Here is a 16,431-nt window from a genome sequence, read left to right on the forward strand (position 1 = left end):
GACAAAGCTTCACACACACACCAAAAAGCTTCTCCCACAGTGCCAATTTTCACATTCTGCATCCTAGCTTTCGACTTCATTTGCAGACTTGTTCCCCAGTCCTTTCCCCCCATTCCATGTCAAGACAAAAGCATACAATGCATAAATTCTTCACTTCACTTTTACAGATTCACGTTTTTACGCTCTTCTATCTTTACAGAAAGCAGCCAAACGAAATTTCCAAACTAACCCACCACTCAATAAACAAGAGTCTGTTAACAATCCCACTTTTATCGCGTATATTGCATTTGGGCAACCACCTCTCACCACCCCTCAAAGAATACTGTTTCACCAGACACGGACAGATAACCCCTACCCTCCAATATCCAGACACTCTCACAAAAAGCACCTTATTGATATACCCGAATTATTGATATGCTTGAAGGTCCCTCGACGGCATATCCTTGCCTCTAATGCCTCCATCTCACCCTACCTCAAATGACAATATTTTACTGCATAAGGCATAAGAATATAATGAGATAATTTTTAAGATACAAAAAAATGCTCTCATTTTCCAAATCTTTTAATTGTTCTTGCCAATCCCTTGAAATTACTTTATCACTCAAAAGGTGCCTTGATCGTCTACGCAGCGATCAATAGGGAGTTGAAGCCCGAACGCTCAGTACATAAATTTATCCCGCTTTGCGGGTATCCCGGAATTCCGGGAGCTTTTGCTATGTCCAAGTGCTTGTCAGCACTAAAAGCAAAAGGCTGGCTGAGCTCAGTGCTTTCAAACTCCCGGAATACTCATGCGAGGGCGCTCGCAACCGGAGGGGAGCTTGAAGTGCAAACTAAAAATTCACATTTCAACGACATTTCAATAGGTAAAAAGATCCGTCATAGAAGAATTTCAATGGGACTTTCTCAAAAGGAATTAGGAAGCCATTTAGGTGTCAGTTTCCAACAAATCCAGAAATACGAAAAAGGTTTAAATCGTGTAAGCGCGGGGTGTTTGCTCGAAATTGCTAAAAAACTAGCAGTTCCTATGAACTTTTTTATGCGGACCTTTTAACAGCAGATATTCCCACAAAAGAAACTCTCCTACAGCGTGATCAATACACCTATAGCGAAAAAGAACACGCCCTTTTAAAAAACTTTAGAGAACTCGAAGCGAAAAAACAAAAAGCAATCTTGTGGTTAATTTCAGATTAGACAGTGGTTAATTTCTGATTAGACAAAAGCGCATCAATCGACATCCGTTGCCAATATTCCCCTCTGCCTAAAGCCTTGCCGGCCTGATACCACCACATCTCAAAAAACGGTTTACGACACCGGTTTACGACATCATAGGATAACAAACTTCAAAATAGGATAAAAACACCAAAACCTTGGAAAAACATCCCCACCCCTCTCACAGAATCTTATCAAAAGATCTCATCTGATTTAAACGCACAATTCCGATTGTATCATTATGATACCTTTTTACATTTACCTTGTCAAGTTTTTATATTTTTCTTTTGATATTTTTGTGTTTTTCTTTAAGGGAGCCACATCCCTCAAAACACTTTTCCTGCAAAATGCCCCTCATACAAAACACAATGTCTAAAACAACAAGAGCTAAAATAGGATTTCTCCTAAATAGGCATCCCTCTAAATAGGCATCCCTCTAAATGGGCTTCCCCTCTAAATAGGATTTCCCCTCTAAATAGGCTTTCATTGTATTGCTCATTCACCCACTTATTAAAAAAACACCTCTCAATGCTTCTCACACCCATTTCACGGATATCCCCCATACAAATATAGATGCAACTATAATTGTTAAGCTCCCCATAGAATATAAACGCCCACCACGAGATTTTTCTCTTCACATCTCTTTACACATCAACTCTGCAATCTGTTCACAGCCATTCCCCACACACTCTTCTCCAGAAAACGCACTTAACACCCCTCTTCATCCCAACTTTCTCCTCCATTCACGAAGACACTTCCCCCAATCCTCGCACCACATTCCATGCCATAATAAAAGCTCTCACAAAGCACAAATCCTCCGCTTCATTTTACAGATTCACATTTTTACGCTTTTACATCTTTACAGAACGCAGCCAAAGGAAACTCCCAAACCACCACGCGACAATTTGATAAAAACAAAACACCTTTCCAACAATCTCAAACAACAGATTTCTGTAAAGAGTTCATATGAATTTGATTGTTTAGATCTGACTATTAGATTGGCATATAGAGCCGTAGAACAGAAAGTAATTTTCTATAAGACAGAAACGATAAAAGCGCTATATAACTGAGACAGAACATGAAGGATTGTAAACAGATAAAACGACATCTTTCTTCGTTACAACACTGAAATTGTAAACGAGACGACGAATAACTGTCATCTGAATATGCAATTTTCATATCTGCAAATTTTTATTGATTAATTCAATCCCAACACTTCCCCTGAAACACATTTCTTCATTATCTACTTTTTTTGAGACAAACCGGTAAAGGGGTTTCATCGATTATAAGTGCGGATATAATAACGCGTTACTCCAACCTCATCATAAGAAACCATAGACATGATACCTGTCTTTATTGGCGTTATTTGATAAGTCAAGATTACACCATTTTGCTGTTTGTTTGGTTGATCTGTATAGATCACGTTATATCCATTCCGTCGCAAGAGATCAATAAATACAGGAGTAAAGTTGTCTTCTGTTTTATTTTTTTTCACAATAAGTGTTGTTGTAGCGGGCGGTAAAGGTTTTTTAAGATTACGAACAAAATCGTTAGCAATTAATTTTACATCATCTTTCGTAATATTTGGACTGACATAACTTGATGAATAATTACTGATAGATGCACAACCAGCCACCAATACAAGCGGTAACGGAAATAAATATTTTGACATCTTAACTCCCCTATTAATTGCATTCTCTTCTGAGAAGCTCCTACACCAGAAATAAGAGCCTCCTTTCAAAGAATAGCCTTAACAACATACTGCTTTACTATCAAGCATTAGTTAATCACTTTCTCGCTTGTTAAAAAAACGACCACCATCTCTCATAGTACTCAAAGCTTATGTTTAAGACACAAAATATATATGTTAAAAGTACGAAAAAACACATGTAAAGCATGTAGTATACATATAGTATATGTATACTTACTTTCATGGTGTGTTGCATTACATATTATTTAAGACAAATTTATCAGTAAAGAAGTACAGACTTTGGATGACTTTCCAAGCAATAAAAATGATATTTTTATCCCCATATCATTGAAATTATAACTTGATCGAAGAATAATTATTGTTTGAATATCTAGGCTTTTACGAGCCATTTAGATCCCGACTTTCCCCCACTATCTACCAATTTTTACCGATGTTGTTTCTTTTTTGGTTTTTCATTTACGCTCATCATTAGTTGTTTTATGTGTTTTTTGAGACAATTGTGAAGCTCTACCTCAAAGCAACGAATGAAATTTCCAAAACACCACGCAACAATTTGATAAAAACAAAACACTTCACAACTTAAATTCCACAAGCAAGCTTATCTCCACCTCTTTTCATTCTTTCTCCATCTCAAGGGGAAGATGCCCCCTCACGCTATCCTTCATCCGTTCGCACCACCACCTCTTAGACACACCATCCTAACACTACCCACACTCACTTTCTTTCATCCCCCTCAAATCACACTCTCTTCTCCAACCAACGCACAGCACCCTTCATTTCCCCTCCATTCACGAAGACACTTCCCCCAATCCTTCTCACCCCTCCATATCATGACAAAAAACACGCACAATATATGAACCCATAAATCCTCCGCTTCACTTTTACAGATTCACATTTTTACGCTTTTACATCATTACAGAACAAAGCCAAGGAAAGCTTCATCCACCCCGTACCACTCTATAAACAACGGTCTGTAAAGAATTCAAATGCTTGCCTAGCAAGTTTCCACCACTGACCACTCATTTGTTTCAGATCACCCCCCTTCAAAGAGCAGTGTTTTTACCTCATGAATAAGATAATGAGCGAACCGTCTTTAGAAAAAAGAAAAGGCATGGAGATATCAAATATATCAATGGTCGTCATCGACTGTCGTGTTAAGAGGTGTTAACTCTTTATTTTTCTTAATTTTTACAACGCCAATAATTCCCGTGGAAATAATTAATGCGGACATCGCTAAAAAAGAGCTTAACAATCCCATGAGTGCCAAAAGTCCCGCAATAAAGCCAGACATTGCTTCGGCAGAGTTCGCTAAAGTTGAAAAGGTTCCAAAACTCTTACCAAAATCTTCACGACGAGAATATAATTGAATAGCTGAGACTAAACCAATATCCACAAAGGCACCAATAAATCCTAGAACAAATGCTAACACGAGAAGGAATTTTAAATAAATTTCTGCAGCTAAGGGCATAACAAACAGAATAACCCCATAAAGAAGCCAAAATATCATGAGCTTCAACGATGTAATATTTAATATAATTTTACTATATAACAAACCACCAACAATAGTTCCAACAGCCATGAGAGAAAAAATATAACTCACAAGGCTCTCCTCTCCCCCCACAAAAAGAACAAAAGCTGGAATTAAAAATCTTAAAATAGCACCCGTAAAGAGAATAGCAAACGACGAGCCAACGAGCGTAATAAATAAATTATTATTTTCTGTAGAAATATATTTAAGATATGAAGCTGTTTCTCGATAAATTTTTATAAAATTGAATGATTTATTCTCGCTTGAATTTAAATTCATGAGATTAAATAACACGATAATAGATATAAAATAGGTAAAAAAATCAAAAATGAGTACTGCCGATTTATTTGCAAAAAAAAGCAGTATAGAACAAACCAAAGGGCCAATGACGGCTGCCGTTTCCATGATAATTTGAGCAATGCTATTGGCCTTTGTAAGATCTTTTAGTGAAAACATTCTGGGAATAGCAGCTTGAAAACTTGGTTGGAAAATACTTCTTCCTATCGTTGTACATATTGCTGCAAAAATAAGAACAATGATATGTGCCGTACCTGTTATATAAGTTATAAAAACAAACAATGAAGCTAATAATCTCACAACTTCACTTAAGATCATATTTTTCTTCAAAGAAAAATTATCCGCTAACCAACCTCCTATAGGGCCCAAAAAGAGAAAAGGGATAAATCGAAAAAAATACACAAGACCTGTAAAAAAGGTGTTATCTGTTAATTCTAAGACCAGTAAAATAAAAACAACTTCATAAGCATAATCACCAACTTTGGAAATAAAGAGAGAGCAAAAAAGAGCTAATGGACTCTTTTTTAAAAACAAATTCATATCAACCATCCGATATTAAACTTTTCTACACTTAAAGTTACACTTCCTTCGCTACAATTGGTGATATGAACTTCAGAAGAGTCTTTTATTCTAATAAATCGCTTAATAAGTTAAGTAAAAATTTTTAAAGAAATACTCCTCTTGATATAAGCATTTACTCTAATATCAAGTAATATCTTTAAAAAAAGAAAGAATGTAAAAATTATGAGATCAAAATCTGCTATATTAGTACATTGACCTCCGCCCCACGTTTCAAAGAATGAAAATTCCCAACCAGCACTAGTCTACAATCCCACAACAAAAAGCAGCTTTCCCCACAAAATAAAGCTTACACCCAACCACTCCTCAAACGACAGCACTTCGTCAGGCTCAACAAATCAAGCCCTCTCTCCTTAAACCACCATCCTTCATCCCTTCGCACCACCACCTCTTATCCACACTCTCCTCTTATCCATGCGCACTCTCTTCATCCTCCATTCTCCTTTTTCTCTCCCATCACACACTTAACAACTGAACAGACTCTTCCTCTAAACTTCCATTCACGAAGACACTTCCCCCCAATCCTCGCACCACATTCCACGCCCCCAAAAGCCCAAAGTGACCAAAAACACGCACAATATATAAATCCACAAATCCCCCACTTCACTTTTACAGATTCACATTTTTACGTTTTTACATCATTACAGAACGAAGCCAACGAAAAGTTCACCACCCCACACCGCTCTATAAACAATAGTCTATAAACGAACCCAGTTTTTTGCCTAGTACCCCTTACAGTCTTCAGACGTCCCCCTCAAACGAGACTGTTTCATCAGACCAGAACAGATAAGCCCAGCCAAAAATATTCACCACACACTCTAAAAAACACCTAAATGTGGAAATTGATATACTTGATATCATCCCCCCTCCAAATAACGCCGTTTTATAGCATATTGATTTCTCTTGCCAATTTTCTGAAACTACTTTATTACTTAAAGGGTGAGTTTGGTCGTATACGCGACGATCAATAGGGAACTGAAAGCCCGAAACCTCGATACATAAGAATGAACCCACTTTTGTGGGTGTCCCGGGATTCCGGGAGGTTTTGCTATGTCCAGGTGCGATGAGCACTAAAAGCAAAATGCTGATTCGAGGTCAGTGCTTTCAGGCTCCCGGAATACTAATGCGAGGGCGCTCGCAACCGGAGGGGGGCTTGAAGTGCCAACTAAAAATCCACATTTTATCGACATTTTAATAGGTAAAAGAATCCGTCATAGACGCATTGCAATAGGGCTTTCCCAAAAAGAATTAGGGAGCCATTTAGGTGTCAGTTTCCAACAAATCCAAAAATACGAAAAAGGCTTCAATCGTGTAAGTGCCAAATGTTTACTGGAAATCGCCCAAAAACTAGAAGTTCCTATGAACTTTTTTTATGCAGACATTGCCACAAAAGAAGATCTTTCAACAAAAGAAACCCTCTTACACCACAATCAAGAAACCTATAGCGAAAAAGAACACACCCTTTTGAAAAATTTTAGAGAACTCCAGCCGAAAAAACAAAAAGCAATCTTGTGGCTAATTTCTGATTAAGCAAAAGCGCAACGATCAACGTTATTTGCTAATATATCAAACAACGAAACATCCTTAAGTCAAATTCAGATCAGCTCCCCACACCCCTTCAAAGAGCAATGTTTTACGGCGGATAAACGGCATTTCTCTTTAACGTTTTTACGCACAAAGCAATAAAGCAATCCCGCTTGTGACTTCACTTATAACATTGCAAGAAAATAGTTTTCACGACAAACAGAAGTAAAAGAATCCTACGATATTCGAAAACGCTGATTTAACATGCAAAAACACCAGCCACTCCCTTTGCTTTGCAATAAAATACCGCTGTCTCATCGTGAATTTTTCTAAATCAGCACGCTTCAAAGAGCGGTGTTTATCACATAATAGGATTATCACCGCCCTTTATACCATGAATTTTTCCAAACTTAATCTTCAGGCAAAAATTCCAACCGATCTCCTTGTTTTGTAATTTTCACCGTTGTCTCATCGTGAATTTTTCCAAATAAGATGTTTTCCGCCAGTGGATCTTGAATTTCTTTTTGAATAATCCGTTTAAGCGGACGCGCACCATAGAGCGGATCATAGCCTTTATCGGCAAGAAATTTTCTCACCTCTGGCTCGATTTGCAAAGTTATTTTGCGTTCATTGAGCAAATTTTGCAAATGTTCTATCTGAATATCGACGATCGCTTCCATATCGTGACGTTGCAGCCTTTGAAAGAGAATAATCTCATCAATACGGTTTAAAAATTCAGGACGGAAAGCCGCTTTAACGACATTCATAACATCATTTTTTGCCTGATCGGTTGTTTGCCCTTCAGGCAAAGCAGTTAAAAATTCAGCACCAAGATTAGAAGTCATAATCAGCAAGGTATTGCGAAAATCAACGGTACGTCCTTGACTATCAGTCAAGCGTCCCTCATCCAACACTTGCAACAAGAGATTAAAAATATCAGGGTGTGCTTTTTCAATTTCGTCAAACAGAATGACCTGGTAAGGTCTTCTACGTACAGCCTCGGTCAGCACCCCACCCTCTTCATATCCAACATATCCAGGAGGTGCCCCAATCAGCCGCGCCCCAGCATGCTTTTCCATATATTCCGACATATCGATGCGCAACATGGCATTGGAGTCTTGGAAAAGAAAAGCGGCAAGAGCTTTGGTTAATTCGGTTTTCCCCACACCAGTAGGACCCAAAAACATGAAAGAGCCAAGGGGACGATTGGGATCTTGCAACCCTGCACGCGCGCGGCGTACAGCACGAGAAACAGCTTGAACAGCCTCTCCCTGACCAATCACACGTTTGCTAATTTCATCTTCCATCCGCAACAGCGCCTCCCGTTCTGCCTCCAGCATTCGATCAACAGGAATACCGGTCCAGCGTGAAACAATCCGCGCCACATGTTCAGCAGTAACCGTCTCTTCAACGAGATGATTTTGTTGGTCATCATTTTCCGCAATACTCAATTGTTTTTCGAGTTCAGGGATAACGCTATAAGCGAGCTCTCCAGCGCGTTGGAATTGTCCATCACGTTGTGCAATAGCCAAAGCATTACGAGCTTCTTCGAGTTGTTTTTTCAAATCAGCAGCATGCCCTAATTTTTGTTTCTCAGCCTGCCAAGCACTTGTCATCTCAGCGGACTGTTGTTCCAATGTTTTGAGTTCCTCCTGCACATTTTCCAAACGTTCTTTTGCTGTTGGCTCGACATCTGTTTTCAAAGCTTCCCGTTCGATCTTCAACTGTAAAATACGCCGATCAACAGCATCGAGTTCTTCCGGCTTTGAATCGACCTGCATGCGCAACCGCGCCGCCGCTTCATCGATAAGGTCAATAGCTTTATCCGGCAAGAAGCGATCCGTAATATAGCGGTTAGACAAACGCGCCGCCGCAATCAAAGCACTATCAGCCAAGCGCACTTTGTGATGTTGTTCATATTTTTCCTTAATACCGCGCAAGATAGAAATAGTATCTTCTAAAGAGGGTTCCGGTACAAAGACAGGCTGAAAGCGGCGTGCAAGAGCAGCATCTTTTTCAACATATTTTCGATATTCATCGAGCGTAGTAGCGCCCACACAATGGAGCTCTCCGCGTGCAAGAGCAGGCTTTAACAAGTTAGAAGCATCCATAGGCCCATCGGATTTTCCAGCCCCAACGAGATTATGCAATTCATCGATAAACAAAATGATCTGCCCATTTTCAGCTTGCACCTCTGCCAGCACCGCTTTGAGGCGCTCTTCGAATTCCCCACGATATTTTGCACCAGCGATAAGCGCTCCCATATCCAACGCATGAAGCTGTTTATCCCGCAAAGTTTCAGGCACATCGCCATTAACAATGCGCAATGCCAACCCTTCCACAATAGCTGTTTTCCCCACCCCAGGCTCACCGATAAGCACAGGATTATTTTTGGTCCGCCGTGAAAGCACCTGAATAGTGCGGCGGATTTCCTCTTCCCGCCCAATCACAGGGTCGAGTTTTCCTTCACGGGCATCTTTTGTGAGATCCCGGGCATATTTTTGCAAGGCATCATATTGTCCTTCGGCATGGGGGCTTGAGGCTGTTTTTCCTTTCCGCAGCGCATTAATTGCCCGATTAAGCGCTTGCGGGGTCAATCCTCCACTTGTTAAAATATCGGCTGTTTTTGCGGTCTTTTCCATGATCAGCGCTTGCAACATGCGCTCCACGGTCACAAACTGATCACCGGCTTTTTTCGCAATATCCTCAGCCAGCGCGAAAACTTTTGCCAATGGCTGCGAAAGATAGAGCTGTCCATTTCCCCCCTGCACTTTAGGCAAAGCATCAAGTGCTTCTTTTAGCGCCTTTTGAATAAGAGTAAGATCACCACCAGCGTTTTGGATAAGCGATGCAGCCAATCCTTGAGAATCGTCTAACAACACTTTCAGGAAATGCTCCGGCATAAACTGCTGATGATCAGAAGCAAGAGCGCTATTTTGTGCTGATTGTAAAAAACCCTGCACGCGTTCGCTATATTTTTCCAAGTTCATTTTTTTTCCTTAAATCTCAAGCCATCACCACACTTTAACCTCTCCAATATTCCACAAAAGAAACATCCAGAAAGGATTTTCCAGCCTCTAAAAAACACCGCGAAAAAAGCAGCAAGAAGAAGAACCATAGTGCTAAAAAGAATATGGGTTTCTACAAGCCTCATAGCAAGAGGGAGAAAAAAAATACGCTATCATTTTAAATAAAAACCGCAACTTTTCTTATACCCCCCATCATCACTCCCCTTTTTAAACCATCACCCCTAAATTCCACCATTAAACTTAAATTTGAACAGCAGAAAAGGAGCATGCAAAAACACTTTAAACAAAGTAGTCTTTACAGCATATAGTTTAGAGTAAACATTAAAGTATTTTCTCTAATTTTACTTAACAAAACATTGAATATATGCTTTAATACTTATAAAGTTACACTATTTTTATTAAGATAGAGGATTTGAGTATGTACCATACTGTAAAAAAGGTTATTTTAATACTTTTATTCCTTCTGATAAGTAAACCAAGCTATGCCGTTTTTGCCGGCAAAGTTATTACAATAGAGCATGAATGGCTTAAAAATGCATCATTTGATCTATTTGTTTTCACCCAGCAAGTAAATTACGATGGTGGGCCTAACTCCATCTATTTCTGGGGAAATAAATTTGAATTCCAAAATGGAAAAAGTGGACAAATTGGTTTTTTCAACAGGAGCGGCCGTACCATTCATTTTTCTATCTGGAATGCAACGGGATGGAAGGGTAATACATGTAAGCATTTTACTCAGGAAGGTTCAGGAGTACGATGTGAAATCAAGTTTCCATGGGAGATGGGACGCAGATATCGATTATATGTTGAAAAAAATGGAAATCTAGTTACAGCGACAGTAGTCGATTTTATAACGGGTAAAAAAGTGAATATTGGGACCATAGAAGTACCAAATACATTTGGACAACTCCGTAAATCTTCAAGTTTTGTTGAAGACCATTCTCGTTGGAAGAGACATCTCTCCTCCTGTTATGATTTAAGTCCGCAAAGTTCGATTTTTTTTGAGCCTCAAGGCATAAAACAAAACAAGCTACACGAAGGGAGTCTGAAAGCTTCTAATCAAGGAAAGTGTCAAGATTCTGACTTCATCCAAACATCATGTACATCCAACTTTTGCATGACAAGTATAAGCGACTTTGGAGGTTTAGCCTCGCCTACTACTAAACCAGAAATACAAATTTCCAATGAGAAAGATCTGTCTGCAGAAACAATTTCTAACGTTTTGAAACAAAAAGAGCTTGTCGTTATTCGTTCAAAAAATCGTTCTTGGGCACCCAATATCTTTTTGCCATCTCCTGATTCATTTAAGTGGAAATCAATCTTTATAGATCATCTAGCGGCTTTCAGTTCTACGCTTCACACCACTCACGGCACACAAAAGATAACCACAGGTCAAAAGATTATGTATATGTCTGATGGAAAAACTTGGAAGATTATGAAAAGAAACTAGCTTTTTTCTTCTTGATAAGCCCCTCACTCCCCTTTGAAAACAACTGGGGGTGAGAAAGTTTTTTTCATTTCCCCACCACGGCTCCCTTTCCCAGTTATTTTTTCGAGCCCTGCTCTCATCCCTTTTAACTTCCCTCGTCACCAGACTTTCCAGGGCATTTTCTCCATTCTCACCCCCTTTCAAAACCACAACACCCTTTAATAAAATCCTCACCTCCCTCTTCTATCACCCTCACACCATCCCTTCACGCATCCCTTTGCACTACCCCCGCCTCTTATCCACACCCTCCCCCTTGTCCATAGGCACCCTCCCATTCCACGCACTCCTTTTTCTCTCCCATCAAACATTTACGACTTACAGCACTCTTCATTCCAGCTTCCCTCCTCGATTCACAAGCTCGTTCTCTCCCCATTTATCTCACCCCATCCATGCCAAAACCCAACGTGCCCCCAAAATTAGCTCACCTCATCATCATACTTTCCAGCGTATTTTCTCCATTCTCACCCCCTTTCAAAACCACAGCACCCTTTAATAAAAGCCTCACCTCCCTCTTCTATCACCCTCACACCATCCCTTCACGCATCCCTTTAAACTACCCCCACCTCTTATCCACACCCTCCCCCTTGTCCATAGGCACCCTCCCATTCCACGCACTCCTTTTTCTCTCCCATCAAACATTTACGACTTACAGCACTCTTCATTCCAGCTTCCCTCCTCGATTAACAAGCTCGTTCTCTCCCCATTTATCTCACCCCATCCATGCAAAAACCCAACGTGCCCCCAAAACACGCACAATGCATAAATCCATAAATCCTCCTCTTCACTTTTACAGATTCACATTTTTACGCTTTTACACATTCACAGAAAACAGCCAACGAAAGATTCACCCCACGCACTGCTCTGTAAACACTGCTCTGCAAAAATCTGATTTCTTGTCTATTAGATTCCCCTGCTGATTATTTCATATGGCTATCCCACATATCAAAAAATGCTGTTTCATCAGACAAGACAAATAAGCCCTTCCTCCAAATATTCTCCACATACTCTTCTCCAGAAAACGCACTTAACACCCCTTTTCATCCCAGCTTTCCCCTCTCCACTCACAAATGTATTCCCCCATTTATCTCACCACATTCCACGCCATGATAAAAGCATACACACAGTACAAATCCTCCGCATCATTTTACGGATATACGTTTTAACGCTTTTACGTTATTACAGAAGTCAGCCAAATAAAATTTCCACATCACCACCCCGCACCGCTCTGTAAACACTGTTCTGAAAACGAACCCAGCTTTTTGCCTAGTCCCCTTACAGTCTTCAGACTACCCTCCTCAAACGACAGCACTTCATCAGGCTCAACAAATCAAGCCCTATCATGAATATTCAAGCTCTTCACTCCTCCTTCAAATAGCGCCGTTTTACGGTATAACAGAATAGAAAATTTTTCATTTTTCTTGCCAACCTTCTGAAACTGCCTTATGAATAAATATCGTAAGTTTGATCGTCTACGCAGCGATCAACAGGGAACTAAAAGCCCTAAACCCTAACGTACAATTGAGCCCACTTTTTCGAATATCCTTAGAATTCCGGGAGTTTTTGCTATGTCCAAGTGCTTTAAGCACTAAAAGCAAAAAGCTGACTAGGGTTCAGTACTTGTTACTCCCGGAATACCAATGCGAGGGCGCTCGCAACCGGAGGGGGGCTTGAAGTGCCAACTAAAAATCCACATTTTATCGACATTTTGATAGGCAAAAGAATCCGTCACAGACGCATTTCAATAGGGCTTTCCCAAAAAGAATTAGGAAGCCATTTAGGTGTCAGTTTCCAACAAATCCAAAAATACGAAAAAGGCTTAAATCGTGTAAGCGTAGGGTATTTACTCAAAATCGCTCAAAAACTAGAAGTTCCCGTAAACTTTTTTTATGCAGATATTGCTACAAAAGAAGATCTTCCCACAAAAGAAAATACCTCACACCACAATCAAGAAACCTATAGCGAAAAAGAACACACCCTTTTAAAAAATTTTAGAGAGCTCAAAGCGAAAAAACAAAAAGCAATCTTGTGGTTGATTTCTGATTAAGCAAAAGCACAACAATCAACATTATTCGTTAATCCCTCTAAAATATAAGCTTCAGATCACGCCCCCTCAAAGGAGAGTGCTTCAAAAGGCGCTACAAACAAGCCCACCCCTAAAATATTCAACACACACGCGCCCATACCTAGATACGGAAATTGATATGCCTGATATCAACCTCAAAAAGCATTTTTTCACAGCATAAGAGGATAATTCTTGAGATCCAAAAATATTTTCATTTTCTTGCCAACCTTCTGAAACTGCCTTATGAATAAATACCGTAAGTTTGATCGTCTACGCAGCGATCAAGAGGGAAGACAAGCCCTAAGTCCGAGCGTACAATTGAACCTACTTTTGTGGGTATCCCGGGATTCCGGGAGTTTTTGCTATGTCCAAGTGCTTTAAGCACTAAAAGCAAAAAGCTGACTGAGCTCAGTATTTTCAACCTCCCGGAATACCAATGCGAGGGCGCTCGCAACCGGAGGGGGGCTTGAAGTGCCAACTAAAAATCCACATTTTATCGACATTTTGATAGGCAAAAGAATCCGTCACAGACGCATTTCAATAGGGCTTTCCCAAAAAGAATTAGGAAGCCATTTAGGTGTCAGTTTCCAACAAATCCAAAAATACGAAAAAGGCTTAAATCGTGTAAGCGTAGGGTATTTACTCAAAATCGCTCAAAAACTAGAAGTTCCCGTAAACTTTTTTTATGCAGATATTGCTACAAAAGAAGATCTTCCCACAAAAGAAAATACCTCACACCACAATCAAGAAACATATAGCGAAAAAGAACACACCCTTTTAAAAAATTTTAGAGACCTCCAGCCGAAAAAACAAAAAGCAATCTTATGGTTAATTTCTGATTAGGAAAAAGAGCAACAATTAACATACCCCCGCCTAAAGTTTCCCATACCTGATATCACCATACCTCCAAGAGTGATGTTTTATGGCATATAAGATAATTCACACTATAGCTCCTCGTTTTCTGTTTCCATTATTGCTTCAAGTCAAGCTGATTAAGGATTGGCAGCTGAGTTTTTAAGTTTGACTATTTGTAGCAAAGCGGAGTTAAACAAAAATGACATTGTCGCTCAAAACCATGCCCCCTATTGCGTTTACGAGACAGTGGAACCGTATCAAGAAGGCAAAGCCCCGAAAAAAACATATGAGCGTTTAAGTAAAAATCAAAGATTAAACCTATAACGTCAAAAAAGCTGCTCTATGTTGGATTATCTCCACGTCCTCTAAATCTCAGAAAAATGATTTAAAACATTTGTTTTATTGATGAGCCAATCATTGAGATCGAACAATTAACAAAGAACGGTTCAGCAATATCCTGATAGCCAATAAACAGAATAATCCACTCAATCCAGAAAGAAGAAACAATTTTCCAGCCGAAGTGTGACCTAAAACAAACGCTCCAACAAACGGCGCCACCAACATAGCTAAATTTTGTATAGACTGCACCCATCCGGAAGCCAATCCAATCTGTTCATTGAAATTGCTTACCAGATAAACATTAGAAGATATGGAAAAGTAAGCGCTAACCATTCCAATAAGGAAAAAACAGAGCAACAAAGTCTCAATACGGAGTAAATCAAAGTAAAAAAAGCACACTGAGATCATGACAAAACCAATCATTGTTGACATTGCCGGCATTAACAACTCTGATATTTTGCCTGTAAGGGGTTTATGCTTTGATTGTTTCACACTCCAAAATCCATAGAGAAAATTACCGATTGCCGAAGCCGATACCAGCATCCCAAGAGCCTGTTTATTCATTTTCATTGCACTAAGAATAACCGGCAACTGATTATTCACCATAAAGATCATGGCAAAATACACAAACATCACCGCCACATAGGCATACCAAGTTGTCCCATAAAGCCTCTGCTTTGATTTTATGGTATTCGCTGTTTTTATCATGAGCGACGAGACAGGTTGTGCACCAAGACAACAAAACACCATAAAGCCTAGCAATGTCAAAAATCCAGAAAACAATAAAGTATAGGTATCTGATAAAAGTACAGACAGAGCACTCCCCAAAGCAGGTCCTATCATCTTTGCCGCGCTATTGATCATGTTAAGCACAGAATAGTAACGAGTCCGTCCGTTTTCAGGCACCGAATTTGCACTGAGAACGGAAATTGCAGGCATGGCTAGACTGTTGAATGTCGCTCGAATAACTGCCAGTATAATAAATCCTTGCAGACTCGTCGCCATCAATAAACCGACAGTACAGAGTGCCCGTAACAGCAGTGACGCCCGCAACCAATGGATCATAGAACGGTGACTTACCAACATTCCAATTGGCTTAGACAGAACGATACCAGGTAATAATGTTGCCGCTCCAATAAAAGCGACATCATATTGATCAGCTTTCCACGTGAACACAGATACGGTCAAAATCACGATATAATCAATCCAACCGCCAAATGACACCACGCCATTACCCAGCAAAAGCACCAACAAGCGATTTTTTACTGCCCCGTCTCTTTGCACCAAAACACGCACCCCTTCTTTTTCGTTAGCAATACTGATTAGATGACCAATTTTTCCTCACACCCTAAAGGCACCAACAACTTTCACGCAACAAAGCACCAACAAGCAACTTTTTATTGCCCCGTCTCTTTGCACCAAAACACGCGCCCCTCTTTTTCCTTAGCAATACTGCTTATTTGTTAGCAATACTGCTTAGATGATCAATTCTTCCTCACGCCCTAAAGGCACCAACAACTTTCACGCAACAAAGCACTAACAAGCGATTTTTTACTGCCCCGTCTCTTTGCACCAAAACACGCGCCCCTCTTTTTTGTTAGCAATACTGATTGGACTATCAATTTTTCTCTCACACCCTAAAGGCACCAACAACTTTCACGCAACAAAGCACCAACAAGCAACTTTTTATTACCCCGTCTCTTTGCACCAAAACACGCACCCCTCTTTTTTCGTTAGCAATACTGATTGGACTATCAATTTTTCTCTCACACCCTAAAGGCACCAACAACTTTCACGCAACAAAGCACC

10 protein-coding genes and 1 pseudogene are annotated in these 16,431 nt (G+C 39.9%); 5 read left to right on the forward strand and 6 right to left on the reverse strand.

From position 1 onward, the window contains the following. Nucleotides 1–823 precede the first annotated feature (823 nt). Nucleotides 824–1,191: pseudogene (locus ACFINE_RS06690) on the forward strand (helix-turn-helix domain-containing protein). Between the two features lie 1,294 nt (nt 1,192–2,485). On the opposite strand, the gene ACFINE_RS06695 reads toward ACFINE_RS06690, so the two are convergent. From ACFINE_RS06695 to ACFINE_RS06705, 3 genes are all read right to left on the reverse strand, one after another. Then, entirely contained in the window at nt 2,486–2,881 is a 396-nt protein-coding gene (locus ACFINE_RS06695; RefSeq protein ID WP_375610669.1) for a hypothetical protein, read from the reverse strand. 1,168 nt (nt 2,882–4,049) lie between these two features. Then, nucleotides 4,050–5,285, reverse strand: coding sequence for an MFS transporter (locus ACFINE_RS06700; RefSeq protein ID WP_375621511.1), 1,236 nt, complete (start codon nt 5,283–5,285; stop codon nt 4,050–4,052). Between the two features lie 495 nt (nt 5,286–5,780). Beyond that, nucleotides 5,781–5,915, reverse strand: coding sequence for a hypothetical protein (locus ACFINE_RS06705; protein WP_375621468.1), 135 nt, complete (start codon nt 5,913–5,915; stop codon nt 5,781–5,783). A gap of 567 nt (nt 5,916–6,482) precedes the next feature. On the opposite strand from ACFINE_RS06705, the gene ACFINE_RS06710 reads away from it, so the two are divergent. Then, nucleotides 6,483–6,854 (forward strand): helix-turn-helix domain-containing protein, encoded by a 372-nt coding sequence (locus ACFINE_RS06710; protein WP_375621469.1) that lies wholly within the window; start codon nt 6,483–6,485, stop codon nt 6,852–6,854. Between the two features lie 404 nt (nt 6,855–7,258). Here ACFINE_RS06710 and clpB read toward each other — a convergent pair whose 3' ends face one another. Continuing rightward, nucleotides 7,259–9,838: an ATP-dependent chaperone ClpB gene (gene clpB, locus ACFINE_RS06715; protein WP_375621470.1), complete on the reverse strand. Its 2,580-nt coding sequence runs from the start codon at nt 9,836–9,838 to the stop codon at nt 7,259–7,261. Between the two features lie 457 nt (nt 9,839–10,295). Here clpB and ACFINE_RS06720 point away from each other — a divergent pair, with 457 nt between their 5' ends. After that, entirely contained in the window at nt 10,296–11,327 is a 1,032-nt protein-coding gene (locus ACFINE_RS06720; RefSeq protein WP_375621471.1) for a DUF3472 domain-containing protein, read from the forward strand. Nucleotides 11,328–11,601: 274 nt separating this feature from the next. Here the strand turns inward: ACFINE_RS06720 and ACFINE_RS06725 are convergent, their stop codons facing one another. Beyond that, nucleotides 11,602–11,739, reverse strand: a complete 138-nt coding sequence (locus tag ACFINE_RS06725) for a hypothetical protein (protein ID WP_375621472.1) — start codon at nt 11,737–11,739, stop codon at nt 11,602–11,604. Nucleotides 11,740–13,038: 1,299 nt separating this feature from the next. Between ACFINE_RS06725 and ACFINE_RS06730 the strand changes: the two genes are divergently transcribed. Beyond that, entirely contained in the window at nt 13,039–13,410 is a 372-nt protein-coding gene (locus tag ACFINE_RS06730; RefSeq protein WP_375613818.1) for a helix-turn-helix domain-containing protein, read from the forward strand. Between the two features lie 489 nt (nt 13,411–13,899). Then, the gene (locus ACFINE_RS06735; protein ID WP_375621473.1) at nt 13,900–14,271 is read left to right on the forward strand and encodes a helix-turn-helix domain-containing protein; all 372 of its coding nucleotides are present in this window, start codon (nt 13,900–13,902) and stop codon (nt 14,269–14,271) included. Between the two features lie 426 nt (nt 14,272–14,697). Here ACFINE_RS06735 and ACFINE_RS06740 read toward each other — a convergent pair whose 3' ends face one another. Further along, a complete protein-coding gene (locus ACFINE_RS06740; protein ID WP_375621512.1) occupies nt 14,698–15,906 on the reverse strand; it encodes an MFS transporter in 1,209 nt (402 codons plus the stop codon). Nucleotides 15,907–16,431 lie beyond the last annotated feature (525 nt).

The organism is Bartonella sp. AA97HXZ (genome assembly GCF_042196985.1).
Classification (GTDB): domain Bacteria; phylum Pseudomonadota; class Alphaproteobacteria; order Rhizobiales; family Rhizobiaceae; genus Bartonella.